The organism is Nonomuraea sp. CX421, assembly GCF_059358955.1.
On sequence record NZ_JCADBK010000014.1, the window covers coordinates 125,943 to 148,014 of the forward strand.

The window sequence follows — 22,072 nt, forward strand, 5'->3', positions numbered from 1 at the left end:
GCTTCAGAGTTATCCCCAGGTTCATCCACAGTGCTTTCACAAGCTAGGCGCAGTAGTGCACAGCTTGACCACAGGGTTGTCCACAGGCTGCGTTGCCCTCGGCCCCCGAACCGGCGAAACTGTCACCCCGGTCGACTACAAGTGGGGGTGGTGCGACCGCCGCACGGTGTTGAGGGGGCGCGGTGAGCATTGACGAAGAAGTGGGCGCAGGCCCTGGTTTCGAGCGCACACCGCCCAGCAACATCGAGGCGGAGCAGTCGGTCCTCGGCGGCATGCTGCTGTCCAAGGACGCGATCGCCGACGTCGTCGAGATCGTGCGGGCCGACGACTTCTACCGCCCCGCCCACCAGATGGTCTACGACGTCATCACCGACCTCTACGGCAGGGGCGAGCCGGCCGACGCGGTCACCGTCTTCGACGAGCTGCAGAAACGCGGCGAGATGGCCAGGGTCGGCGGCGCCGCCTACCTGCACACCCTGACGGCGGTCGTCCCCACCGCCGCCAACGCCGGCTACTACGCCAAGATCGTCCGTGAGCAGGCCATCCTCCGCCGTCTCATCGAGGCCGGCACCCGCATCGTCTCCTTCGGCTACGGCGGCCAGAACGAAGAGGTCGACGACCTCGTCGACCGGGCCCAGGCCGAGATCTACAAGGTCACCGAGCGCCGCACCTCCGAGGACTACGCCCCGCTGGCCGACATCATGCCGGGCGCCCTCGACGAGCTCGAGGCCATCGGCAGCCGCGGCGGCCAGATGGTCGGCGTCCCCACCGGCTTCCAGGACCTCGACCAGCTCACCAACGGCCTCCACCCGGGCCAGATGATCGTCGTCGCCGCCCGCCCCGCCATCGGGAAGGCTCTCGCCCTCGACACCCCCCTGCCCACGCCGACGGGCTGGACCACCATGGGCGAGGTGCAGCCGGGCCACTACCTGATCGGCGCCGACGGCAAGCCCACCCGCGTCGTCGCGGCCACCGACGTCATGCACGGCCGGCCCTGCTATGAGGTGGAGTTCAGCGACGGCACGGTGATCGTCGCTGATGCTCAGCATCAGTGGCTCACCGACACGCGCGCGTCCCGCAAGTCGGCTCAGTCGGCGGCGACCGGCTACAACCGGCACAAGAATCAGCGGACGTTCGCGCAGGTGCGCACGACGGAAGAGATCGCCGCCACGCTGCGGTGCGACACCGCCGAAAAGCGGCTCAATCACACGGTCGTCAACGCCCGGCCGCTGCAACTACCCGACCAGGACCTGCTGATCCCGCCGTACGCGCTGGGCATCTGGCTGGGTGACGGCAACTCCGCCAGTGGGCGGTTCACCACCGCAGATCCGGAGATCGCCGATCATGTGGCCGCCGAAGGGCTCCGAGTGGAGCACCGTGGCGGACTGCTATACGCGATGCTGCTGCCCGAGCCCGAGCCGATCGCGGAGCGACAGTGCATCGTGTGCGACAAGCCGTTCATGCCCCAAACCTCGCAGGTGCGCACCTGCGGCAGGGTGTGCGGCTGCAAGTCGAGAGGGTCCGTCCACGGGCCGTCTCAGCCGCCCCGGTGTCCTGACTGCGGCGGCCCGTCCAGCGGGACGCGTCTTTGCCAGGGCTGCCACAACGACCACGGCACCATGGGGGCGCGGCTCAGGAAGCTGGGCGTGCTGAACAACAAGCACATCCCGGGCGAGTACCTGCGCGCGTCCGAAGAACAGCGCAGGGCGCTCCTGGCCGGTCTCCTGGACACCGACGGCCACGTCAACACCTCCGGGACGGTGCAGTTCGCCGTCACCAACCGGCGCCTGGCAGAGGACGCCTGGGAGCTGATCCTGAGCCTCGGCTACAAAGCGAACCGCACGTCCAAGCGGGTGGCGGGGCGCAGCGAGGCCAGCTCGACCAGCTATACGATCACGTTCACCCCGTCCGACAAGGTCTTCCGGCTGGAGCGGAAGAACGCCCGCGTCAAGACCAACGCCCACCCGAAGGCGACCTACCGGAACATCGTGGACGTCCGGCCGGCGCCTTCAGTGCCGGTGCGGTGCGTCGAGGTGGACAACGCCGATCATATGTACCTGGCGGGCCGGACGTGGATCCCCACCCACAACTCCACCCTTGGTCTGGATTTCGCCCGGTCTGCGGCCATCAAGCATGGGATGACCACCGTCATCTTCTCGCTGGAAATGTCACGCAACGAGATCACCATGCGTCTGCTGTCGGCCGAGGCGCGGGTCGCGCTGCACGCCATGCGCTCCGGGATGATGGGCGACGACGACTGGACGAGGCTGGCGCGCCGGATGAGCGAGGTCGCCGAGGCGCCGCTGTTCATCGACGACTCGCCCAACATGTCGATGATGGAGATCCGGGCCAAGTGCCGGCGCCTCAAGCAGCGCAACGACCTGCGGTTCGTGATCATCGACTACCTCCAGCTGATGAGCTCGCCGAAGAAGACCGAGAGCCGCCAGAACGAAGTGTCCGAGATCTCCCGAGCCATCAAGCTGCTGGCCAAGGAGCTCGAGGTGCCGGTCATCGCGATCTCCCAGCTCAACCGAGGCCCCGAACAACGCACCGATAAACGCCCACAGGTGTCCGACCTGAGGGAGTCGGGCTGTTTGACTGCAGACACTCGGGTTCTTCGGGCCGACACCGGCGCGGAGGTGTCGCTGGGTGACCTGCTGGAGTCCGGGGCGCGTGACGTTCCGGTGTGGTCGCTCGACGACGGGCTCCGGCTGGTCCAGCGGACCATGACACACGTCTTCCCCAGCGGGGTGAAGGAAGTTTTCCGGCTCAAGCTCAAGTCCGGCAGGGAGATCAAAGCGACCGCGAATCACCCCTTCCTGACCTACGAAGGCTGGCTCCCGCTGGGGAAGCTTTCCCCCGGCGAGCGCTTGGCCGTCCCCCGGCGCATACCCGCTCCGCAAAACACGAAGGCGTGGCCCGACAAAGAGATCATTCTCCTCGGGCACATGATCGGAGATGGCTCATTCGTCAAGAGGCAGCCGATCCGCTACGCGAGCAAGGACGAGGCGTGCCTGAAGACGGTGGCCGAAGCGGCACAGCACTTCGGCATCACCGCGATCCGGGATGACTACTCCGCCGCTCGCGTCACTACTCTGCGACTGCCCGCTCCCTATCGGCTCACCCATGGCAAGCGGAACCCGATCGCCGCATGGCTCGACGGGCTCGGGCTGTTCGGGCTTCGCAGCCACGAGAAGTTCCTTCCCGGCGGCTTGTTCTCCCTGCCCGAAGACCAGACCGCGCTGTTCCTGCGGCATCTGTGGGCAACTGATGGATGCGTCTGGTGGGACGAGAAGGTCGGCCAGGCTCGTATCTACTACGCCTCGACAAGCCGCCGCCTCGTGGACGATGTTTCGCAACTTCTCCTGCGGCACGGCATCGCCACACGGGTGAAGGAGACCCGCAAGGGCGACCACAGCCCCTGCTTCCAACTGCACATCTACGGCGCGGAAAACCAGCTCCGTTTCCTGTGGGATGTCGGGGTCCACGGAGGGCGATCCAAGCAGGCCGAGCGGTGCGCCGCCGAACTGGAACACCGCGTGATCAACACCAACAATGACACCATTCCCCTAGAGGTATGGGGTCGTGTTCGAGACCTCCTGACAGAACAGCGCATGACTCACCGGCAGTTCGCCGCAGAGCTGGATACCCAGTTCTGCGGCAGCACCCTGTGGAAGCACGCGCCGAGCCGGGAACGGCTGGCCAGGGTGGCCGCGATTCTCAACGATTCCGGCCTGGAGATGTTGGCGGTGAACGACGTGTTCTGGGACGAGATCGCCTCCATCGAAAGCCTGGGCGAGGAGCCGGTCTACGACGCCACCGTCCTCGGCACCCACAACTTCGTGGCGAACGGGATCTCGGTCCACAACAGCATCGAGCAGGATGCCGACATGGTCATCCTGCTGCACCGCGAAGACGCCTACGAGCGAGAGTCGCCCAGGGCCGGTGAGGCCGACCTGATCGTGGCCAAGCACCGCAACGGCCCCACGGCGACCGTCACGGTGGCTTTCCAAGGCCACTACAGCCGCTTCGTGGACATGGCCCAGCACTGACCTCGCCCGGCTTCCGCGACTCCGCGAGTTGCGCAGCTCAGGTTGGCGGATTTCACGCCGTCGGTGCCGTGGCGGGGCTCTGCGGGAGGTCGACGGTAATGTCGAGGCCGCCGCCGGTGCGGGCGGCGATCGCGATCCGTCCCCGGTGGGCGAGGGTGACCGCGCGCACGATCGACAGTCCCAGCCCGAGTCCGTCGGTACGGACGCGGGTGCCCTGCCCGTGCACGAACGGTTCCAGCAGCGTCTGCGCCTCGTCAGGAGGGATCTGTCGGCCGGTGTTGGAGATCCGCAGGACGGCGCGTCCGTCCGTCGTACCCGTCTCGACGACCAGCCGCCCGCCCGCCTGGTTGTAGCGGAGCGCGTTGTCGACCAGGTTGCCGATCATCCGTTCCAGCAGGACCGGTTCGCCGTTGACCGGTGCCGGCCGGAGCTCGGATCGCACGGCGATGTCGGTGGCCGCCGCCCGCGCTCCGGCGGCGTCGAGGGCGGCGATCGCGATGGCGGCCAGGTCGACCGGCTCCCGCGCTCCGAACCCGGCCTGGCTGCGCGCCAACAGCAGCAGCCCGTCCAGGACGCGCTGCAGGTGCTCGACGGCGCCGCGTACGTCACCGGCCATCGCGAGCAGCTCGGCACGGCTGGGGTCTCCGTCCAGGGTGACGTCGATCGCCGTACGCGCGGTGGTCAGCGGCGTACGCAGCTCGTGGGCGGCGTTGGCGGTGAACAGCCGCTGACCGTCCAGGACCCGGTCCCGCTCGGCGACGCCGCGCTGGATGCGGTCCAGCATGTCGTTGACCGTGCCCGCCAGTGCCGACAGCTCGTCGGCGGGGGTGGTGACCGGGACCCGGTCGGTGAGGTTCTCGGCCGACAGCCGCCGGGCGGTGGAGGAGATCACCCGGATCGGCCGCAGCACCCGACCTGCCACCAGCCAGCTCAGTACGGCGGCCAGCCCGGTCACCACGATGAGCGCCAGACCGGCCTGGGGCAGCAGCGCGGACAGGGTGTCGGCCTCCACCCGTTCGGCGAGAGCGCGCAGTTCCTCGGTCCCCAGTGGCATCGGCTGGGGCGTGCCCGGCGGGTCGGAGCCGATCGAGTCCAGGTGGGTGAAGAGCGCGGGGCGGCGCCGCGTCAGCAGGTAGGTCAACCCGGTCAGCGCGGCGCCGGTGGCCAGCACCAGGGCGGTCTGTAGCGATGCGAGCCGGGCCCGGGCGGTCAGCCGGATCATCCTCAGCCGCCGATCCGGTAGCCGGCGCCGGTGACGGTCTCGATCAGCGGTGGATCGCCGAGCTTACGGCGCAGCGTGCCGACGGTGATCCGGATCGCGTTGGTGAACGGGTCCGCGTGCTCGTCCCACACCTTGTCCAGCAGGGTCTCCGCGCTGACCACGTCACCGCCGGCGGCCATCAGCTGTTCGAGCACGCCGAACTCCTTGGGCGTCAGGCGCAGCAGCCGCCCGTCCCGCTCGGCGCTGCGCCGGGCCGGATCCAGGGCTACGGCGCCGACGCGCAGCACCGGCGGGCGGGCCGGTGCGCTGCGCCGTACCAGGGTGTGGACCCGCGCGACCAGCTCGGAGAACGCGAACGGCTTGCCCAGGTAGTCGTCCGCGCCCAGCATCAGCCCGCCGACCCGGTCCTCGACGGCGTCGGACGCGGTCAGCATCAGCACCCGTGACCTCCCCCGCTGGGCGAGCCTGCGGCACACCTCGTCGCCGTGCACGACCGGCAGGTCCCGGTCCAGGACCACCACGTCGTACGGCGTGAGCTCGCACTTGTCGAGAGCGGTCCGCCCGTCGAGGGCGACGTCGACGGTGAAGCCGTGTTTGCGCAGCCCGGCCTCGATGTATCCGGCGAGGGGCTGCTCGTCTTCGACCAAGAGCACGCGCATCCCGGCAGTATCGCAACTCCCGCATATGGCACGGATATGGGTCGCCGATCGGCCACCGATCGGTGCCGGCCGGTAGATGTGGTCACCCTCGAAGTCCCGTCAGGAAAGGTGATCGACAATGACGAGTACGCACCAGAAGGTCTCAGCGATGAGGCGTGGGAGGACCGTTGGCACGGCCGTCGGGGTGGCATGCGCGGTGCTGGCGTTGAGCGTCCCCGGACCCGCGACCGCCGCCGCCGCCGACGAGGTCGAGCTGGGAGACGTCCAGCAGGCCATTACGGACCTGGCGAAGACCGACGGGGTGGTGGGCGCCATCGCGGAGGCGTACGTCGACGGCAGGCGGGTGGGCCAGGGCACGGCGGGTTCCCGCCTGCTCAACGGCAAGGGCGGCCGCATCCCTACGGGCTCCCGCTACCGCGTCGGGTCCCAGACCAAGCTGATGACGGCCACCGTGCTGCTGCAACTGGTCAAGGAGGGCAAGCTCGGTCTGGACGACAAGCTGGCCGACGTTCTGCCAGAGGTGGCGCAGCAGGATCTGGTGGATCGGGCCGATGAGATCACCGTGCGGCAGCTGATCCGGCACACCTCCGGCATCCCCGACTTCTTCGCCTCCGGGCAGTTCGACGACCCCTTCGATTTCACGACCTACTACCCTCCGGTCGATCTGGTGAGGGCGTCACGCAAGCTGCCCCCCACGGGGGAGCCGGGCGAGAGGTTCTCCTACTCCAATACCAACTACTTCCTCCTCGGCATGATCATCGAGAAGGTGACCGGCCATAGCCTGTCCGCCGAGCTGACCCGGCGCCTTTTCCTGCCTCTCGGGATGAGCCGCACCTATCTGCCCACCAGGCCTCCTCAGGGCATCAAGGGCCCGCACGGGCACGGCTACCGCCCTGACGCCACGGGCAAGCTTCGCGACGTGGACCGGCAGAACGCGAGCTTTGGTGGCGCGGCCGGAGGGGTCATCTCCACCGCGCACGACGTCAGCGCCTTCTACCGTGCGTTGAACCTGGGCCGGCTGCTGCCGCCGGACCTGCGACGAGAGATGGGACAGCCGCTGCCCCGTCTGTGCGGCGGAACGGTCGCGCCGGTCGCCGGCAATGCCCCCGGCTTTCTGGCCGTGACCTTCACCTCCGCCGACGGCCGCCGTCAGTTCGCCGTGTCCACCACCCTGAAGATCAGGAACGAGCAGGCCATGGCCGTCGGTGAGGTCATCAACAAGGCCGCCGAAGCCGTGCTCTGCCCCGAAGGGTGATCGACCATGACGAGCACGCACCAAGGAGAGAAGGTCTCAGCGATGAGGCGTGGGAGGAGCGTTGGCATGACCGTCGGGGTGGCCTGCGCGGTGCTGGCGTTGAGCGTCGCCGGGCCCGCAACCGCCGCTGGCGACGAGGTCAGGCTGGGAGACGTCCAGCAGACCATGGCGAACCTGGCGAAGATCGACGGGGTGGTGGGGGCCATCGGAGAGGCGTACGTCGATGGCAAGCGGGTGGGTAAGGGGACGGCGGGTTCGCGCCTGCTCGGCGGCAAGGGCGGGCGCATCCCCGCGAATTCCCGTTACCGCATCGCATCGCAGACCAAGCTCATGGAGGCCGCGGTCGTCCTGCAACTGGTCAAGGAAGGCAAACTCGGCCTGGATGACAAGCTCAGCAACCTCCTGCCCGAGGTGGCCAAGCAGGACTGGGTGGATCGGGCCGACGAAATCACCGTGCGGCAGCTGATCCGCCACACCTCAGGCATCCCTGACTTCATCGCCAGCGAGAAGTTCGACGTCTTCGACTTCACCACCGCCTACCGCCCGATCGACCTGGTGAAGGCCGCGCGTACCGTGCCTCGCCAGGGAGCACCGGGACAGTACGTGTACTCCACCACCAACTACGTTCTCCTTGGCATGATCATCGAGAAGGTGACCGGCCACGATCGGGCCACCGAGTTCGCGCAGCGCCTGTTCGCGCCGCTCGGCATGAACCACACCTATCTGGCCACCAAGGTCTCCGACCGGATCAAGGGGCCGCACGGACACGGCTACTACCCCGACGCCAAGGGCAGGCCACGGGACGTCGACCGACTTAACGCCACCAGTTGGGGTGCCGAAGGAGCGATCTCCACCGCGCACGACGTCAGCGCCTTCTACCGCGCGTTGAACGAGGGCCGGCTGCTGCCGTCAGAGCTGCGCCGAGAGCTGCCACGGCCGTTCCCCGTTCTGTGCGGCGGAACGGTCGCGTCGGCTACGGGCGGCGCGCCCGGGATCACCACCGTCACCTTCACTTCGGCCGACGGCCGGCTGCAGTTCGCGGTCGCCATCACGCTGAAGATCCCGAACGAGCGGACCATGGCCGTCGGTGCGGCCATGGACAAGGCCGCAGAAGCCGTGCTCTGCCCCAGCCGGTAACCAGAGCCATCCGCCGCCCGCGGCATCCGCCCACATGAGTGAAGGAGACCCATCAGCGTGAAGCGTTCCCTCCTGACCGCGCTGGCCTGCACCGGCATCCTGACGCTAGCGACGTCCTGTACCGAGGCGACCGTGCGGACCGAGGCGACCGCGCGGGCCGAGGCGACCGCGCGGGCCGAGGCGGACGTGTGCGGCTCCAAGCCGCCCCAGCCCGGCGCCACCGGCCTCAGCACCATCAAGCAGGCGGCCACCGGCCTGAGCACCATCAGGCAGGCATACGACTGCATCTTCACCGGCTTCTATGGTCGCGAGCGACTCGACCATCGGGCGGTGCTCGCGGCCGGTTTCGCCGGGCTCACCGAGGAACTGAACCGCCGCGGCGCCGACCGGCCCGACGCCGCCATGCCGCCGCTGACCGGGAACAGCGCGGCCGACCTGGACGCGTTCGCGGCCGTGTACGAGCGGGTGGTGGCCGAGCTGCCGGACGACGCCGCGCTGCGGCAAGCCGTGGCCGGAGCGACGATCAAGGGCATGGTGGGCAGCCTGCACGACAACCACTCGCAGTGGCGCCGCCAAGGGCAACCGCCCGGTAAGCCGGGCGACGTCTACGGCCTCGGCTTCACCACCTCACCCGGCTATTCGATCACGTACCGGGCTCCACAGAAGGCGGTGGCTCCGTTGTTCGTCAACGCCATGCAGGGCGGCCCGGCCGCCGCCGCTCGGATACGTCCAGGCGAGATCGTGCAGTCCGTCAACGACGCGCCCGTCTTCGTGGACGGTGTCCTGTCCAGCGGCGCCATGAACCTGCTCAACCCCGAATACGCCGGTGGCCGGCCGGATCCGGTGCGACTGGCGCTGCTCGACCCCTCCACCGGCCGCGTCAGGAAGACGACGCTGCGGCCGGAGGCGTTCACGCCCACGACGCGGCCCGTGACGGCCCGCGTCGTCGACGGTGACGTGGCCGCGATCAAGCTCGCCAACTTCCAGCCCGGGACCGCGGACCAGGTCCTGGCCGCCATCGCCGGACTGCGTGAGGACAAGAAACTGCGTGGCCTCGTCCTCGACCTGCGCGGCACCAACGGCGGTTCTCCCGGCGAGGTCGTCAAGCTGCTCAGCAGCTTCGTCCACGGCAAGGTGTACAGCTATGACTGCGCCCCGGACAACACGTGCACGCCCAATCGCACCGACGACGCGGTCCCGCTGCTCGACCTGCCCCTGGCCGTGCTCACCGACGGCATCTGCGCCTCGGCCTGCGATGCGTTCTCCAGCGCGGTCAAGGACCTCAAGGTCGGGCCGTTGATCGGATCTCGCACGTCGGGCATGGTGTCGGGACCCGCCCATATGTCCATCCTGGACGACGGAAGCATCCTGTCACTGCCCGCCGCCTACCAGGTGGGGGCCGACCACCAACTGATCAACGGCATCGGTGTGCCGCCCGACCACTACCTGCCGCTGACCGCCAAGGACCTGCGCGAGGGCCGCGACCCGGCGATGGCCAAGGCCCTGTCCCTGCTTCCCGCCGCCCGCTAGGAGCACGCCCGGCCGCGCGGGCCGGAGCCGTTCTGCGAGGTCGAGCCAGGCGCGACCTCGCGCGGGATGTGACCCACGAGACACTCAGGCGGGGAATCACGGATGATCAATCGAACGCTCTAGAGAGGAGAAGACCGAAGGGAACTGACACTTCATGACCATCCTCATCGCCTACGACGGCTCGGCGAACTCACGCACCGCGATCGAGGTCGCGGCCAAGCACCTGACGCCCCAGCCGGTGGTCGTACTGACCGTGTGGGAGCCACTACTGGTGCAGCTCAGGAAATATCCGATCGCGGCCCCGGCATTGGTGACCGACGACTCCGGCGAATGGGGAGCGCTGGCCGAGCAGCAGGCCAAGGAGGGGGCCGAACTGGCCGTCGCCGCGGGGTTCACCGCGGTCTCCCACCGGGCCGTGGCCGACGACGAGTCGATCTGGAAGACGATCGTGGAGGTCGCCGACGAGCTCGACGCCTCGGTGATCGTCTTCGGTTCCCGTGGTCTTTCGACGGTCCGGTCCGTCCTGCTGGGCAGCGTCTCCAACCACGTGCTGCACCACACGCGCCGCCCGACGCTCGTGGTGCCGCCCCCCGCGTCCTAGCCGCAGCAGGCGTTGGCGGGGGTGAGCCGGGTGTCGATGCGCCGGGCACCCGGCCCCTCCTCGCCGAGCCGGTCGTGCGGGTTGGCCAGCGCGCACCGGTCGAGTGACAGGCAGCCGCAGCCGATGCAGTCGGTCAGGTCGTCGCGCAGCCGCTGGAGCTGCTCGATGCGGTCGTCGAGGTCGGAGCGCCAGGCGGCCGACAGCTGCGCCCAGTCGTCGCGCGTGGGGGTGCGGTTCTCGGGCAGCGTGGCCAGCGCCTCTTTGATCGTCTTCAGGGGGATGCCGAGGCGCTGGGCGAGCCGTACGAACGCGACTCTGCGAAGGGTGTCACGGGTGTAGCGGCGCTGGTTGCCCGCGGTGCGGCGGCTGCTGATGAGGCCCTTGGCCTCGTAGAAGTGCAGTGCAGACACGGCCACGCCGCTGCGCTCGGCGAGCTGCCCGACCGTGAGCTCACGGGTGTTCCACACGACCTTGGTCATGACCTGAAGCTTACTTGAGGAAGCTACTCCCACTTGAACAGGCGTACGGCCAGGCCGCCGAATAGCGCCAGCCCGACGAGCATCACGGCCAGGTGCGGAAGCTGCGGCCAGTCGCCCGCCCAGGTGTCGCGCATGGCGTTGATGAACGGCCCCACCACCGAGTAGTCACTGACCATGCGCAGCGCGTCCGGCATGATCTCGCGCGGGATCCACATGCCGGCGACGAACATCAGCGGGAACATCACGACCGACCCGATGCCGGGCGCGGACTTGGCGTTGGGCGCGACCGAGGCGATCACCAGCCCGATGGCCAGCATCGCGGCGGTGCCGAGCAGGCACACCAGAGCGAACCCGAAGATCTGCTCGGGCGGCGTCGAGCCGTGCACCAGCCATCCCGCCAGGATCACGAGCACGACGGCCACCACCGCGACGCCGAGATTGATCAGCAGGTGCGCGCCCAGCAGCCGGGAGGGGTGCACGGGCGTTGTGGACATCCTTCTGAGCACGCCCTGCTCCCGGTAGGCGGCCAGCACGCCGGGGAGCACGGTGAAGGAGGTCGTGAGCAACGCCAGCAGGATCATCTGGGCCGGAAGCTGGCTGTCCACGAACCGCTGCCCGCCGAACTCGGGATCAGGCTTCGACAGATCGGGGATCTGCCCCAGGACCACCAGCAGGCCGACGGGCAGGGCGAGGCTGAACACGACGGCGGGCCAGTCGCGCAGGAGCAACTTGGTCTCGACGGCCAGGATCTTCTTCATGCGAGCTTCCTTCCGGTGAGCGCGAGGAACGCGTCGTCCAGCGTGGCCTGCTCGATGCGCAGGTCGCCGGGGATGATCTGCTGCTGGGCCAGGGCCAGCGTGACGGCGGGGGCCAGGTTTCCGGTGCCGGTCACCACGACCTGCTCGCCGCTGCGGCTGACGCTCGTCACCTCGGGCAACGCCGTCAGGAGGGAGTCCTCGACGGGGGCGGAGGGCCGGAACCGTACCCGCTGCTCGTTGCCCACCCGGGCGATCAGCCCGGCCGGCGAGTCGGTGGCGACGACCCGGCCGGAGTCGATGAGCGCGATGCGGTCGCAGAGCCGGTCGGCCTCCTCCATGAAGTGGGTGACGAGCACGATCGTCACGCCGGAGTCGCGCACCTGCTCGACCAGTTCCCAGGTGTCCCTGCGGGCCTGCGGGTCGAGCCCGGTGGTGAGCTCGTCGAGTACGGCGACGCGCGGCTTGCCGACGAGGGCGAGCGCGACCGACAGCCGCTGGCGCTGGCCGCCGGAGAGCTTGCCGAACAGGGCGTCCCGCTTGTCGGCCAGCCCGACCTGCTCCAGCAGTGCCTGCCAGTCGGCGGGGTCGGGGTAGAAGGAGGCGTACAGGTCCAGCGCCTCCCACACCTTGATCTTCTCGGGCAGCGCGGAACTCTGCAGTTGGACACCCAGCACCCGGCGCAGCGCGTCGCGCTCCGCGACCGGGTCGATGCCGGCGACCCGGACGGTGCCACCGTCGGGGGTGCGCAGGCCGGAGACGCACTCCACGGTGGTGGTCTTGCCGGCGCCGTTCGGACCGAGGATGCCGAAGATCTCACCTTCGGCCACCTCGAACGACACGTCGTGCACCGCCACGTGGTTGGGGTAGCGCTTGTGGAGGTTTCTGACCTCGATGACCTTCATGGTGACGACGGTAGGGAGCGCGGTAAGCGCGGGGAATCGGGCTGGATGCCAGGTAAGGGTGTACCTAGGTGCATCGACGGCGCCTGTCCGGTTCGAGCACACTAGAGGCATGCTCAGAAGGTTCGGTCAGGCGACGGCGCTGCTCGCGTTGATCCTCGTGCAAGTGCCGGTGATCGTGATCTCCTTCCTCGCTCTCCTCGGCACGTTCGCGCTCGGCATGGTCTTTCTCTATCCGCCGCACGTCCGGCTGGTGCGTCGGCTGGCGGAGGACACCCGGTGCCGGGTGCGCGCGTGGACGGACATCGAGATCGCCTCGCCGTACCTGCCCAAGCCGCCGCCCCCGGAGCAGCAGGCCGACGGGATGTACCGCCACGACCGGACGCTCTACAGGACGCCACGGATACCCGCCTGGAACGACCGGTGGAAATGGATGCTGTCCGATCCGGCGACCTGGCGCGACGGGCTCTGGCTGCTGCTCGACCCCCTGATCAAGGTGCTGTTGCTGCCGGTGTTCTTCACGATGCCGGAGCGCGGTCTGCGGTTGTACGGGCTCTGGTGCGAGTTACTGCTGTCCGCGACCCGCGCCAGCAGGCTGGCCGGGCAGGTCTCCCACCTCAACCGGGTACGCAACCTGGCCGCCGACTCCCAGGCGGCCGAGATGCGCAGGATCGAGCGCGACCTGCACGACGGCACGCAGGCCAGGCTCGTCGCCATCGGCATGACGCTCGGTGCCGTCGAGGAGCTCGTCGAGAAGGATCCCGCGGCGGCCAGAGCACTGCTGACCAAGGCCAGGGAGGCGTCCGCCGACACCCTGACGGAGCTGCGCAGGGTCATCCGGGGCATCCACCCTCCGGTGCTGGCCGAGCGCGGGCTCGCCGACGCCGTGCGAGCCCTCGCGCTGGACAGCGCGTTGCGGGTGACCGTGGAGGTCGACCTGCCGCACCGGCCGGAGCCGCCGGTGGAGGCGGCGATCTACTTCGCGGTCAGCGAGCTGCTCTCCAACGCCGCCAGGCATGGCGACGCCCGCTCGGCCACGGTCGACATCAGAGGTGACGGGCCGTACCTGCGGGTCACCGTGACCGACGACGGCATGGGCGGTGCCGAGCCCGGCAAGGGCAGCGGCCTGCTCGGCATCGAGCGGCGGCTGGCCGCCTTCGACGGCGTGCTCGCCGTCAACAGCCCGCCGGGCGGCCCGACGACCGTGCACATGGAGTTGCCCCACGCGCTGCCCGAGCACTGGGCGGGCAGCCTGCCCAAGATGCCGCGCTGGAAGGCCGCCACGGTGGCGGTGTGCTGGGGCCTGGCCTGGTGTCCGTTGTTCCCGCAGGGCCTCGTGGCCGGCGTCTTCAAAATCGTCGGAGCCGAGGAGAAGAGCTGGTTTCTGGCGCTGTACCTGCCCGGCCCCTGGCAGTGGCCCTTCATCGTGGGCATGATCACGCTCGGTATCGCCATGTACGTGCTGGCCTCCCTCATCCCCACCCAGTACGCCCGGCAGAACCGGCCGGCCTGGGCCACCCCGCTGTCCACGGGATGCGACCGGTGAAGCGCGTACTCATCGCCGAGGATCTCTATCTGCTCAGAGACGGCCTGGTCCACCTTCTGCAGGCCCATGGCTTCACCGTCGTGGCCGCCGTGGAGAGCGGGCCCGAGCTGCTCAAGGGCCTGATCGAGCTCCGCCCCGACGTCTCGATCGTGGACGTACGCCTGCCGCCCACATTCACCGACGAGGGCCTGCAGGCAGCGCTGGCGGCCCGCGCGCAACTGCCGGGGTTGCCGATCCTGGTGCTGTCCCAGCACGTCGAGCAGCTCTACGCCCGCGAGTTGCTGGCCGACGGCTCGGGCGCGATCGGCTACCTGCTGAAGGACAGGGTGTTCAACGCGGAGCAGTTCATCGACGCCGTCCACCGAGTGGCCGAGGGCGGGACCGCGATGGACCCCGAGGTCATCGCCAAGCTGCTGGCCAGCAATGCCCGGCACGAGCCCCTGGCCGCGCTCACCCCACGCGAGCGGGAGGTGCTGGAGGCGATGGCCGAGGGGCGTTCCAACGCGGCGATCTCCCAGCGGCTCTATCTCAGCGAGAGCGCGGTGGCCAAGCACACCGCCGGGATCTTCGCCAAGCTCGGTCTCGCGCCCTCCGACGACGACAACCGGCGCGTGCTGGCCGTCCTCGCCTATCTGAACAGCCGTTAGGGCGGCTTTGTCGGTCGGACCCGCTACCTTCGTAGGAGTCAGGCGCGACGAAAGGGGCGATCAGGTGAAGATCCGGGTTAACCGTGATGTCCTGGCGGATGCGGTGGCGTGGGCCGCCAGGGTTCTGCCCAGCCGCCCTGTGATGCCGGTGCTGTCCGGGCTGCTGTTGGAGGCCGGCGAGGAGCTGAGCCTGTCCGCGTTCGACTACGACGTCTCGGCACAGGCCCGGATCGAGGCCGAGGTGTCCGAGCCCGGCAGCGTGCTGATCCCCGGCCGGCTGCTGGCCGAGATCAGCCGCAGCCTTCCCGGCGACGATGTCGAGATCTTCACCGAAGGCGCCGAGGCGGTGCTGACCTGCGGCAGTGCCGAGTTCGGGCTGGTGACGATGCCGGTCGAGGACTTCCCGACCATGCCCACGATGCCGCCGAGCATCGGGGCCATCGGTGGCGGGGTGTTCGCCTCGGCTGTGGGCCAGGTCGCGCCCGCGTCCAGCCGCGACGACACGCTGCCCATGCTCACCGGCATCAGGGTCGACATCGACGGCGAGACGGTGACGATGGCCGCCACCGACCGCTACCGCATCGCGGCCCGCGAGTTCGCCTGGCGCCCGGCCAGGCCCGATCTCGCTGTCTCCGCCATGGTGCCCGCCCGCGTGCTGGTCGAGGTGGCCAAGTCACTGCGCGGTGGCGAGGTGGAGATCGCGATGGGCGACGGGGTGGCCGGGTTCGAGAGCGTCGGGCGCAGCACCACCGTCCGCCTGCTCGACGAGCAGTTCATCGACTACCGCACCCGGCTGACCTCCGACTGGTCGATCAGGGCCGACGTGCGCGTGGGGCCGTTCGTCGAGGCCATCAAGCGGGTCGCGCTGGTGGCCGAGCGCAACACCGCGATCCGGCTCTCGTTCACCCAGGGGCAGGTGACGATCCAGGCCGGTGGCGGCGACATCGGCCGCGGCACCGAGGTGCTCGACTGCGAGCTGCGCGGCGACGACATCCAGATCGCCTTCCAGTCGCAGTTCCTGATCGACGGCCTCACCGGCATTGAGAGTGAGCTGGCCCGCATCAACATGGAGTCGCCGTCCAGGCCCGCCCTCATCCAGGACGTGCCGGGCGACGGTGAGCCCGCCTTCCGCTATCTTGTGATGTCACTGCGGCTCGGTGGCTGACCCGCGCCGGGCGACCAGCGTGGCTGACTGGCGTTCGGCGACCAGCCGGAAGACCCGCTTGAACTCCGCGTAGGCGCTCGCGCCCACGGCCTCGGCGTGCCGGGCCTCGATGGCGGCCATGGCGGCGTCCGACACGGCCATCTCGTCCAGCCCCTTCGCGGTGGGCACGATCAGCTTGGCCCGCCGGTCGGCGGGGTCGGGCCGGCGCTCCACGTATCCCAGCTCGACCAGCTCGTCGACGAGGGTGCCGATGACCTGCTTGTGCTGCCCTGACCGCGCGGCCAGGTCGGTGGCCCGGCTGCCCTCCTCGTCGAGGTAGGCCAGCACCGCCCCGTGGCGCGGTCTGAGCTCCGGATGTCCCTGCTCGGCGATGGCGGCGAAGAGCTCGCGCTGCAGGCTGAACAGCGTGCGGCTGGTCAGGACGCCCAGATCGGGATCGTCCTGTTGCTGCCGGCTCCTGCGCACCGTCGCCCCCGATCAGTCACTGGAACGTACGTCAGCGTCGCGGTCACTCGGTGAGGGCGATGAGAATGTGCTCCATGCAGGCGTGACCGGCGCGTTCGGCGGCACTGGCGTCACCCGCCGCGATGGCACGGGCGATGGCGTCGTGCGGGATGTAGGTCTTGTTCAGCGACGTGCCCGCGGCCGTGATGCTGGCCCGCAGCGCGGCCGAGAAGTCCTCGTAGAGGTCGATGAGCACCAGGTTGTGCGTGGCATGCGCGACGGACATGTGGAAGGCCAGGTCGGCCTCCACGAAGTAGTCGGCGTCGTCGAGCTCCCAGGCCCGGTCGCGCTCGGCCAGGGCCGCCTCGATGCGCAGGATGTCCTCGTCGGTGCGCCGGGTGGCGGCGAGCCGCGCCGACTCGATCTCGAGCGCGCGCCGCACCTCCAGGATCTCCAACTGCTCGGCCTGCCGCAGCCGCCGGAGCATGGCGCCGGAAAGCTCGCTGGTCGCACGGACGTAGGTGCCGTCGCCTTGGCGGCATTCGAGCAGCCCGGCATGGGTGAGCGCGCGCACGGCCTCGCGAACGGTGTTGCGTCCCACTCCTAGCTGCTCGGCGAGCACGGTCTCGGTTGGGATCTTGCCGTTCATCTGCCATGACCCTGAGACGATCTGCTCCTTGAGCTGATCGATCACCTGGTCGACGAGCGAAGCCCGCTGCGCCGTACGCAGACTCACAGTCCGCCTCCTCCGGGGGAAAACCAATCATCCGATGAGTCAATGACTGGTAAGCCCCAGTGTATTCCAGACTGGGGCACCACAAATCTGGAGCCCCCGGAGGACTGCGCGGTCAGCGAGATACAGAGGCGTCGACCGTAAGGCCTGCCAGTGCGGAACGCACTCCGGCGGCTTCGAGGGCTTTACGATACGCGCCGGTCTGCTGTGCCGGGTCACCGACCCTGCCATACAGGTCGCCCAGCTCGCGCCAGCAGCGAGCGACCTGCCGGTCGGAGCCGAACACCGGCCGGTTGAGCCCGTCGAGCAGCACGCGAGCGCTGCTCAGGTGCTTGGTGGCCTCACTGTCGAGATCGAGGGCGACGGTGGCGAGCACCAGGTGCGCCTCGGCCGGAGCCGTCCCGCGAGCGTCACCGAGCAGATCGAGCGCCGCCGTCGCGACCTCGCCGGCCCGACCGGCGTCACCGGCCCGCAACCTGACCCTGGCGTGCGCGATGAGGGTCTCACCGTGCTCGTGCGCGGTGGCCGGGATGGACGCGAAGGCACGGGCCGCCGCGCCGACCAGGCGCTCGGCCTCCTCGACGGGCGTCGTGGCCAGCCTGGCCCAGTGCATGGCGATCCTGGCCAGCTGGAGCGCCAGCCGGTCCTGGCGGCCTGCGGTGATGGCGTCGTCGGCCAGGCGTACGGCCAGCGCGGAGTCGTCACCCGCGGCCGCGGCGGCACTCGCCTGCCACAGCGCCTGGATCTCTCCGGAACGGTCCACAACGTCAGGCACGCCGGCGATGTCGAGCACGCGCTTGACGAAGGTGAGCTCGGGGGAGGCGGTGTCGAGCTCGCCTCGCGCCTCGACGATCGTGGCGGCCAGGTCGACGGCGAGCTCGCCCTGCGCGATCTCAAGGCGCATGGCCTGCTCAAGCGCGTGGGCCGCGAGGTCGCGGGCGCGTAGCCGGTCGCCGGCCCGCTGGTAGCAGCGGCTCAGCGCTACGGCGAGTGGCAGGTCGGCGAGCCGCTCGGGGTGGGCCGCCGCCTCTCGGCGCAGTCGCTCGAAGGCCTCCACCGCCTGGCCGAGCCGGCCCTGTGCCTCCAGCGCCCGCGCCCTGCCGAAGCGGGCGTGCGCGGTCAGCATCGCGTTTTCCTCGTCGGCGACCTTCACGATCTCGGTGAAGCGTTCGGCGGCCACGGCCGGATCGCCATGCTGGAGCTCCAGCTCGGCGTGGCGAAGGCCGAGCTCGGTGTCGATGCGCTGCCGAGGCTCGATCCCGTGCAGGAGGAACTCGGTGGTGCACCCCAGGCGCTCGGCCAGGAGTCGGGCTACAACCGGAGTCGGAGTGCGCTTACCCGACTCGATGAGCGAGACATAACTGTCAGACAGGTCGGGTCCGGCCAACTGGGCTTGGGACATCCGCCTGTTCAGCCGCAGTCCGCGGACGCGGTCACCGATGGTTCCCTGACTCGGCATCTCATCTCTCAAGGCGGGGAAGGGTCAACACTCCGCAATGATTGCATGAAGTGGCCGAATCGGGTATCCCCAGGTGAAGAATTCCCCAGCTAAGGGTTAATCGTCACCACTGTCCTTGCTGGGGAAGAGCATCTGACAGACCTCAAGGTAAAGCGTCTCAGGATACGGGATGTACTCGACGTTGGACAGGGCCTGATCCTGACCGGCGGATTCGAGGATGAACTCGCCGTAGCCGAGCATGCGCCCCATCAAGGAGCGCTTGAAGCTCATGTCGGTGACCTTCTGCAGGGGCATCATCGCGACCTTGCGCGTGATCAGGCCCGTCGTCAGCAGCATGCGCTTGGAGGTCACTACGAAGTAGTCGACCGACCACTCCGCGACCTTCCACACGAAGCGGATCAGCAGGAGCAGCCAGAGCCACCAGACGACGACGAGGGCCGTGCCGCCCCCCGAGTCGCCGAAGACCTTGCTGAGGAGGCCGGCGATGATCAGGCCGCCGAAGACCTCGGCGACCGGACGGAGTAGCACGGCCGGGTGGCGCCGCACCATGATGACCTGTTGTTCGTCGGGGAGTAGGTAGCGGTTGACCGATGACGGGGCGGAGTCCCCGTGGGTCACAAGTCTCATGCGAGATTGTTCACAAATTGGGCCAGCGAGTCGGCCGCGTTGACCACGGTGTCGAACGCCCCCCGAACCGCGTCAGCGGCGTCGTTGGGGCGTGCGAAGAGGTAGTACGCCAGAAACCCGACACCACCGTATGTCAGGACCTTTTTGACCTGCACTGTCGCCTCCGTACCACTTACCCACTACACCCGCTCTATACATTACCCACCGAGGTGCCGGGGTAAAGGTAACTTTGCGGGTTAGTTGTGATCTTGCTAGCCGCGCTCGCTAGCGACGAGCGCGAGGACATGAAGGTGCTTGCGCGCGATCCGCTCGACCAGGCTGGGATGGGCATAGCCCGTCACTTCCAGCGCGCCGTAGTGCGCCGCCTCGACGCAACGCGTTACGGTGGTCGCGGAGTGGACGCCGGCGAACTCACCACGAAGAGCCGTCTCGACGTCCGTATACGGTGTCGGGTCCGGATGGGTGTGATCGCTCACGACGACACCCTCGCAACCGGAAAATCACTCATTGCGCCCCCTCGCGCCCCGTGCGGAAGCTGCCTTCCTGGCTCTTCGTACCCCCGCAACAGCATTATGTAACGAAGCGACCACTGCGCGTGACCAAAGGGAGTGCTTTCTCAGACGACGCCGTAGAGCCGGTCGCCGGCGTCGCCGAGGCCCGGCACGATGTAGCCGCTGTCGTTCAGCTGATCGTCGACCGCCGCGGTGACCAGGCGGATCGGCCGTCCGGAGTTGGCGAAGACCTTGTCCATGTAGGCGAGCCCCTCAGGGGCGGCGAGCAGGCAGATGGCGGTGACGTCGACGGCGCCCCGGTCGAAGAGGAACTGCACGGCCGCCGCCAGGGTGCCGCCCGTGGCCAGCATCGGGTCGAGCACGTAGCACTGCCGCCCCGACAGGTCGTCGGGCAGCCGGGTCGCGTACGTCTCGGCCAGCAGCGTCTCCTCGTCGCGGATCATGCCGAGGAAGCCCACCTCCGCGGTGGGCAGCAGCCGGGTCATGCCGTCGAGCATGCCGAGCCCGGCGCGCAGGATGGGCACCACCAGGGGGTACGGCTTGGCCATCCGCACACCGTGAGCGGGGGCGACCGGCGTCTGGACCGTGACATCCGCCACCCGGACATCACGGGTGGCTTCGTACGCCAGCAGCGTCACCAGCTCGTCGGCGAGCCGGCGGAATGTCGGCGAGTCGGTGCGGACATCACGCAGCGTGGTGAGCTTGTGGGCCACGAGCGGATGGTCGACGACGAGGGTTTCCATATCGGGCAACGCTATCTTGTGTGGAACGAACCGGCACGTCGCGTCTTCGGATTTGATCACAATTTGGTCGGAGAGGCACACGGCGGCTGTTCGGGTCTGGAACGATTGGAGGCCGTAGAGGCCACGTCGGGTGGGGTGGACGATGACAGAAGAAGATGCGCTCGACTTCGCCATCGTGGTCTATCGCGAAGACGAGCGATGGGAAGCCGAGCTGCTGCCCATCGCGCTCACGTCCGACCTCAGAGGGCTGATCAAGGCCCTGCGCCAGCAGCCGAGTGAGAGTGGCACGATTGGCCTGGTCGCGGTGGGGGATGAGTTCTTCGTGGCGCTGCGTGTTCTGCCCGATCGCGTCGATGTCTTCCTGTCGGACATCTCCGCGTCCTGGGACTATCCGCTGGCCGAACAGGTCCTCGAATACCTCGACATCCCCATCCCGGACGAGGACGAGCTCGACGAGATCCTGCAGGACGAGGAGACGGCTCTGCCCGCGGGCGACCTGTCCATCTTCGCCGACCTCGGGCTCGACGAGATGGAGCTGGGCATCCTGTCCGGGGACATCGACCTGCTCCCCGAGGACATGTTGTCCAGCATCGCCGCGCGGCTCGGCTTCTCCGAGCCTTTCGAACGTGCGATCGAATCGGTCTTCGGCTGACCCTCTGGAGCTTGGACAATGGCGGCGAACACCTTCTCTGCGGCTTTCGTCAGGACCTCGGACGGCTGGAGCGGGGCCGAGATCGATCTGAGCGAGTCCGAGATCGTCGACGACTTCGGCGACGCCGTGACCGAGGCGCTGGGCCTGGCCGGTGACGAGCTGGCGCTGCTCTGCGTCGAGGTCGAGGACGAGTGGTTCGCCATCGTCCGCTACCTCGGTGAGGAGGAGCCGCGGGTGTTCCTCTCCGACGTGCACGCGATCCAGCCCGAGAGCCTGGGCGAGCTGTTCGCCGAGTTCGCCGGCGTCGTGCCCGACAAGGAGGGCAACGGGCTCGGCGTACGACCGGCGGGCGACTTCGAGCTGCTCAGCGACCTCGGCGTGAGCTCCGAGGAGCTGCTGGAGCTGAGCATGGAGGAAGGCGTGCTCCCGGCCGACATCCTCTCGGTGATCGCCGAGCGGCTGTCGTTCGCCGACGAGCTCGACCGGCTGCGGTGACCCACGCCGAGGCGATGCGCCTGGCCCTGGCCGAGGCCGTCGCCGCCGGCGCTCGTGGCGAGGTGCCCGTCGGGGCCGTGGTGCTCGGCCCGCTCGGCGAGGTGCTGGCGGCCGCGGGCAACGACCGCGAGTCCGCCGCCGATCCCACCGCGCACGCCGAGATGCTCGCGCTCAGGCAGGCCGCCCGGCTGCGCGGGCAGTGGCGTCTCGACGGCTGCACGCTCGTGGTGACGCTGGAGCCCTGCACGATGTGCGCCGGCGCCGCCGTACTGGCCAGGATCGATCGGATCGTCTACGGAGCGATCGACGAGAAGGGCGGCGCCGTGGGCTCGCTCTGGGACGTCGTCCGCGACCGCCGGCTCAACCATCGGCCCGAGGTCGTGATGGGCGTTCTGGGCGAGGAGTGCTCCGCAGTGCTTAAGGAGTTCTTCGGCACTCGGCGGATCCGGTAAGCTCG

23 protein-coding genes are annotated in these 22,072 nt (G+C 68.9%); 11 read left to right on the plus strand and 12 right to left on the minus strand.

All coding sequences use genetic code 11. From position 1 onward, the window contains the following. Positions 1-182 precede the first annotated feature (182 nt). Positions 183-4,052 (plus strand): replicative DNA helicase, encoded by a 3,870-nt coding sequence (locus AC5L3X_RS24485; protein ID WP_494859861.1) that lies wholly within the window; start codon positions 183-185, stop codon positions 4,050-4,052. A gap of 52 nt (positions 4,053-4,104) precedes the next feature. Here the strand turns inward: AC5L3X_RS24485 and AC5L3X_RS24490 are convergent, their stop codons facing one another. Continuing rightward, positions 4,105-5,274, minus strand: a complete 1,170-nt coding sequence (locus AC5L3X_RS24490; protein WP_494859862.1) for a sensor histidine kinase — start codon at positions 5,272-5,274, stop codon at positions 4,105-4,107. Positions 5,275-5,276: 2 nt separating this feature from the next. Continuing rightward, a complete protein-coding gene (locus tag AC5L3X_RS24495) occupies positions 5,277-5,933 on the minus strand; it encodes a response regulator transcription factor (RefSeq protein WP_494859864.1) in 657 nt (218 codons plus the stop codon). Positions 5,934-6,081: 148 nt separating this feature from the next. Between AC5L3X_RS24495 and AC5L3X_RS24500 the strand changes: the two genes are divergently transcribed. From AC5L3X_RS24500 to AC5L3X_RS24515, 4 genes are all read left to right on the plus strand, one after another. Beyond that, positions 6,082-7,188 carry a serine hydrolase domain-containing protein gene (locus tag AC5L3X_RS24500; RefSeq protein WP_494859865.1) on the plus strand — a complete coding sequence of 369 codons (1,107 nt, stop codon included), beginning with the start codon at positions 6,082-6,084 and terminating at the stop codon, positions 7,186-7,188. Between the two features lie 66 nt (positions 7,189-7,254). Further along, positions 7,255-8,325, plus strand: a complete 1,071-nt coding sequence (locus AC5L3X_RS24505) for a serine hydrolase domain-containing protein (protein ID WP_494859867.1) — start codon at positions 7,255-7,257, stop codon at positions 8,323-8,325. A 57-nt stretch (positions 8,326-8,382) separates the two neighbouring features. Next, the gene (locus AC5L3X_RS24510) at positions 8,383-9,855 is read left to right on the plus strand and encodes a S41 family peptidase (protein ID WP_494859869.1); all 1,473 of its coding nucleotides are present in this window, start codon (positions 8,383-8,385) and stop codon (positions 9,853-9,855) included. Positions 9,856-10,009: 154 nt separating this feature from the next. After that, positions 10,010-10,456: a universal stress protein gene (locus tag AC5L3X_RS24515; protein WP_494859871.1), complete on the plus strand. Its 447-nt coding sequence runs from the start codon at positions 10,010-10,012 to the stop codon at positions 10,454-10,456. Here the strand turns inward: AC5L3X_RS24515 and soxR are convergent. The 3 genes from soxR to AC5L3X_RS24530 are packed head-to-tail and all read right to left on the minus strand — an operon-like array spanning position 10,453 to position 12,595. Beyond that, positions 10,453-10,935 (minus strand): redox-sensitive transcriptional activator SoxR, encoded by a 483-nt coding sequence (soxR, locus tag AC5L3X_RS24520; RefSeq protein ID WP_189122371.1) that lies wholly within the window; start codon positions 10,933-10,935, stop codon positions 10,453-10,455. The two genes, AC5L3X_RS24515 and soxR, sit on opposite strands and share 4 nt — an antisense overlap. Positions 10,936-10,958: 23 nt before the next feature. After that, positions 10,959-11,693: an ABC transporter permease gene (locus AC5L3X_RS24525; protein WP_494859874.1), complete on the minus strand. Its 735-nt coding sequence runs from the start codon at positions 11,691-11,693 to the stop codon at positions 10,959-10,961. Next, on the minus strand, positions 11,690-12,595 hold the full coding sequence (locus tag AC5L3X_RS24530; RefSeq protein WP_494859875.1) for an ABC transporter ATP-binding protein: 906 nt from the start codon (positions 12,593-12,595) through the stop codon (positions 11,690-11,692). Before AC5L3X_RS24530 ends, AC5L3X_RS24525 begins: the two co-directional genes overlap by 4 nt. Before the next feature lie 109 nt (positions 12,596-12,704). On the opposite strand from AC5L3X_RS24530, the gene AC5L3X_RS24535 reads away from it, so the two are divergent. The 3 genes from AC5L3X_RS24535 to dnaN all read left to right on the plus strand — a co-directional run bounded on the left by AC5L3X_RS24535 (position 12,705) and on the right by dnaN (position 15,950). Next, positions 12,705-14,138: a sensor histidine kinase gene (locus AC5L3X_RS24535; protein WP_494859876.1), complete on the plus strand. Its 1,434-nt coding sequence runs from the start codon at positions 12,705-12,707 to the stop codon at positions 14,136-14,138. Further along, complete coding sequence (locus AC5L3X_RS24540) at positions 14,135-14,785, plus strand: response regulator transcription factor (protein ID WP_225262077.1); 651 nt, start codon at positions 14,135-14,137, stop codon at positions 14,783-14,785. The genes AC5L3X_RS24535 and AC5L3X_RS24540 overlap by 4 nt, the downstream gene beginning before the upstream one ends. 64 nt (positions 14,786-14,849) lie before the next feature. Continuing rightward, entirely contained in the window at positions 14,850-15,950 is a 1,101-nt protein-coding gene (gene dnaN / locus AC5L3X_RS24545) for a DNA polymerase III subunit beta (protein WP_494859878.1), read from the plus strand. Here dnaN and AC5L3X_RS24550 read toward each other — a convergent pair. The 7 genes from AC5L3X_RS24550 to upp form a co-directional block, all read right to left on the minus strand. Next, a complete protein-coding gene (locus tag AC5L3X_RS24550) occupies positions 15,930-16,415 on the minus strand; it encodes a MarR family winged helix-turn-helix transcriptional regulator (RefSeq protein ID WP_494859879.1) in 486 nt (161 codons plus the stop codon). The two genes, dnaN and AC5L3X_RS24550, sit on opposite strands and share 21 nt — an antisense overlap. Before the next feature lie 43 nt (positions 16,416-16,458). Further along, positions 16,459-17,130, minus strand: coding sequence for a FadR/GntR family transcriptional regulator (locus tag AC5L3X_RS24555; protein WP_189122364.1), 672 nt, complete (start codon positions 17,128-17,130; stop codon positions 16,459-16,461). Between the two features lie 112 nt (positions 17,131-17,242). After that, complete coding sequence (locus AC5L3X_RS24560) at positions 17,243-18,586, minus strand: helix-turn-helix domain-containing protein (protein ID WP_494859880.1); 1,344 nt, start codon at positions 18,584-18,586, stop codon at positions 17,243-17,245. 96 nt (positions 18,587-18,682) lie between these two features. Next, positions 18,683-19,213, minus strand: a complete 531-nt coding sequence (locus AC5L3X_RS24565) for a PH domain-containing protein (protein ID WP_189122362.1) — start codon at positions 19,211-19,213, stop codon at positions 18,683-18,685. Beyond that, positions 19,210-19,368, minus strand: a complete 159-nt coding sequence (locus tag AC5L3X_RS24570) for a hypothetical protein (RefSeq protein WP_189122361.1) — start codon at positions 19,366-19,368, stop codon at positions 19,210-19,212. Before AC5L3X_RS24570 ends, AC5L3X_RS24565 begins: the two co-directional genes overlap by 4 nt. Before the next feature lie 96 nt (positions 19,369-19,464). Then, positions 19,465-19,689 (minus strand): hypothetical protein, encoded by a 225-nt coding sequence (locus AC5L3X_RS24575; protein WP_189122360.1) that lies wholly within the window; start codon positions 19,687-19,689, stop codon positions 19,465-19,467. A 140-nt stretch (positions 19,690-19,829) separates the two neighbouring features. Further along, positions 19,830-20,468 carry a uracil phosphoribosyltransferase gene (gene upp / locus AC5L3X_RS24580; RefSeq protein ID WP_189122359.1) on the minus strand — a complete coding sequence of 213 codons (639 nt, stop codon included), beginning with the start codon at positions 20,466-20,468 and terminating at the stop codon, positions 19,830-19,832. 142 nt (positions 20,469-20,610) lie between these two features. Here upp and AC5L3X_RS24585 point away from each other — a divergent pair, with 142 nt between their 5' ends. The 3 genes from AC5L3X_RS24585 to AC5L3X_RS24595 are packed head-to-tail and all read left to right on the plus strand — an operon-like array spanning position 20,611 to position 22,067. Continuing rightward, the gene (locus AC5L3X_RS24585; RefSeq protein WP_189122358.1) at positions 20,611-21,120 is read left to right on the plus strand and encodes a tRNA adenosine deaminase-associated protein; all 510 of its coding nucleotides are present in this window, start codon (positions 20,611-20,613) and stop codon (positions 21,118-21,120) included. Positions 21,121-21,138: 18 nt separating this feature from the next. Then, positions 21,139-21,615, plus strand: coding sequence for a tRNA adenosine deaminase-associated protein (locus AC5L3X_RS24590; RefSeq protein ID WP_189122357.1), 477 nt, complete (start codon positions 21,139-21,141; stop codon positions 21,613-21,615). 14 nt (positions 21,616-21,629) lie between these two features. Continuing rightward, positions 21,630-22,067 carry a nucleoside deaminase gene (locus AC5L3X_RS24595; RefSeq protein ID WP_494859962.1) on the plus strand — a complete coding sequence of 146 codons (438 nt, stop codon included), beginning with the start codon at positions 21,630-21,632 and terminating at the stop codon, positions 22,065-22,067. Positions 22,068-22,072: the final 5 nt, after the last annotated feature.

What these genes read in the sequence shown, in the direction of transcription:
- AC5L3X_RS24490 (WP_494859862.1), bottom strand. Translation starts at nt 5,274, where the DNA reads ATGATCCGGCTGACCGCCCGGGCCCGGCTCGCATCGCTACAGACCGCC.
- AC5L3X_RS24495 (WP_494859864.1), bottom strand. Translation starts at nt 5,933, where the DNA reads ATGCGCGTGCTCTTGGTCGAAGACGAGCAGCCCCTCGCCGGATACATC.
- AC5L3X_RS24500 (WP_494859865.1), top strand. Translation starts at nt 6,082, where the DNA reads ATGAGGCGTGGGAGGACCGTTGGCACGGCCGTCGGGGTGGCATGCGCG.
- AC5L3X_RS24505 (WP_494859867.1), top strand. Translation starts at nt 7,255, where the DNA reads ATGACCGTCGGGGTGGCCTGCGCGGTGCTGGCGTTGAGCGTCGCCGGG.
- AC5L3X_RS24515 (WP_494859871.1), top strand. Translation starts at nt 10,010, where the DNA reads ATGACCATCCTCATCGCCTACGACGGCTCGGCGAACTCACGCACCGCG.
- soxR (WP_189122371.1), bottom strand. Translation starts at nt 10,935, where the DNA reads ATGACCAAGGTCGTGTGGAACACCCGTGAGCTCACGGTCGGGCAGCTC.
- AC5L3X_RS24525 (WP_494859874.1), bottom strand. Translation starts at nt 11,693, where the DNA reads ATGAAGAAGATCCTGGCCGTCGAGACCAAGTTGCTCCTGCGCGACTGG.
- AC5L3X_RS24530 (WP_494859875.1), bottom strand. Translation starts at nt 12,595, where the DNA reads ATGAAGGTCATCGAGGTCAGAAACCTCCACAAGCGCTACCCCAACCAC.
- AC5L3X_RS24535 (WP_494859876.1), top strand. Translation starts at nt 12,705, where the DNA reads ATGCTCAGAAGGTTCGGTCAGGCGACGGCGCTGCTCGCGTTGATCCTC.
- AC5L3X_RS24560 (WP_494859880.1), bottom strand. Translation starts at nt 18,586, where the DNA reads ATGCCGAGTCAGGGAACCATCGGTGACCGCGTCCGCGGACTGCGGCTG.
- AC5L3X_RS24565 (WP_189122362.1), bottom strand. Translation starts at nt 19,213, where the DNA reads ATGAGACTTGTGACCCACGGGGACTCCGCCCCGTCATCGGTCAACCGC.
- upp (WP_189122359.1), bottom strand. Translation starts at nt 20,468, where the DNA reads ATGGAAACCCTCGTCGTCGACCATCCGCTCGTGGCCCACAAGCTCACC.
- AC5L3X_RS24585 (WP_189122358.1), top strand. Translation starts at nt 20,611, where the DNA reads ATGACAGAAGAAGATGCGCTCGACTTCGCCATCGTGGTCTATCGCGAA.
- AC5L3X_RS24590 (WP_189122357.1), top strand. Translation starts at nt 21,139, where the DNA reads ATGGCGGCGAACACCTTCTCTGCGGCTTTCGTCAGGACCTCGGACGGC.
- AC5L3X_RS24595 (WP_494859962.1), top strand. Translation starts at nt 21,630, where the DNA reads ATGCGCCTGGCCCTGGCCGAGGCCGTCGCCGCCGGCGCTCGTGGCGAG.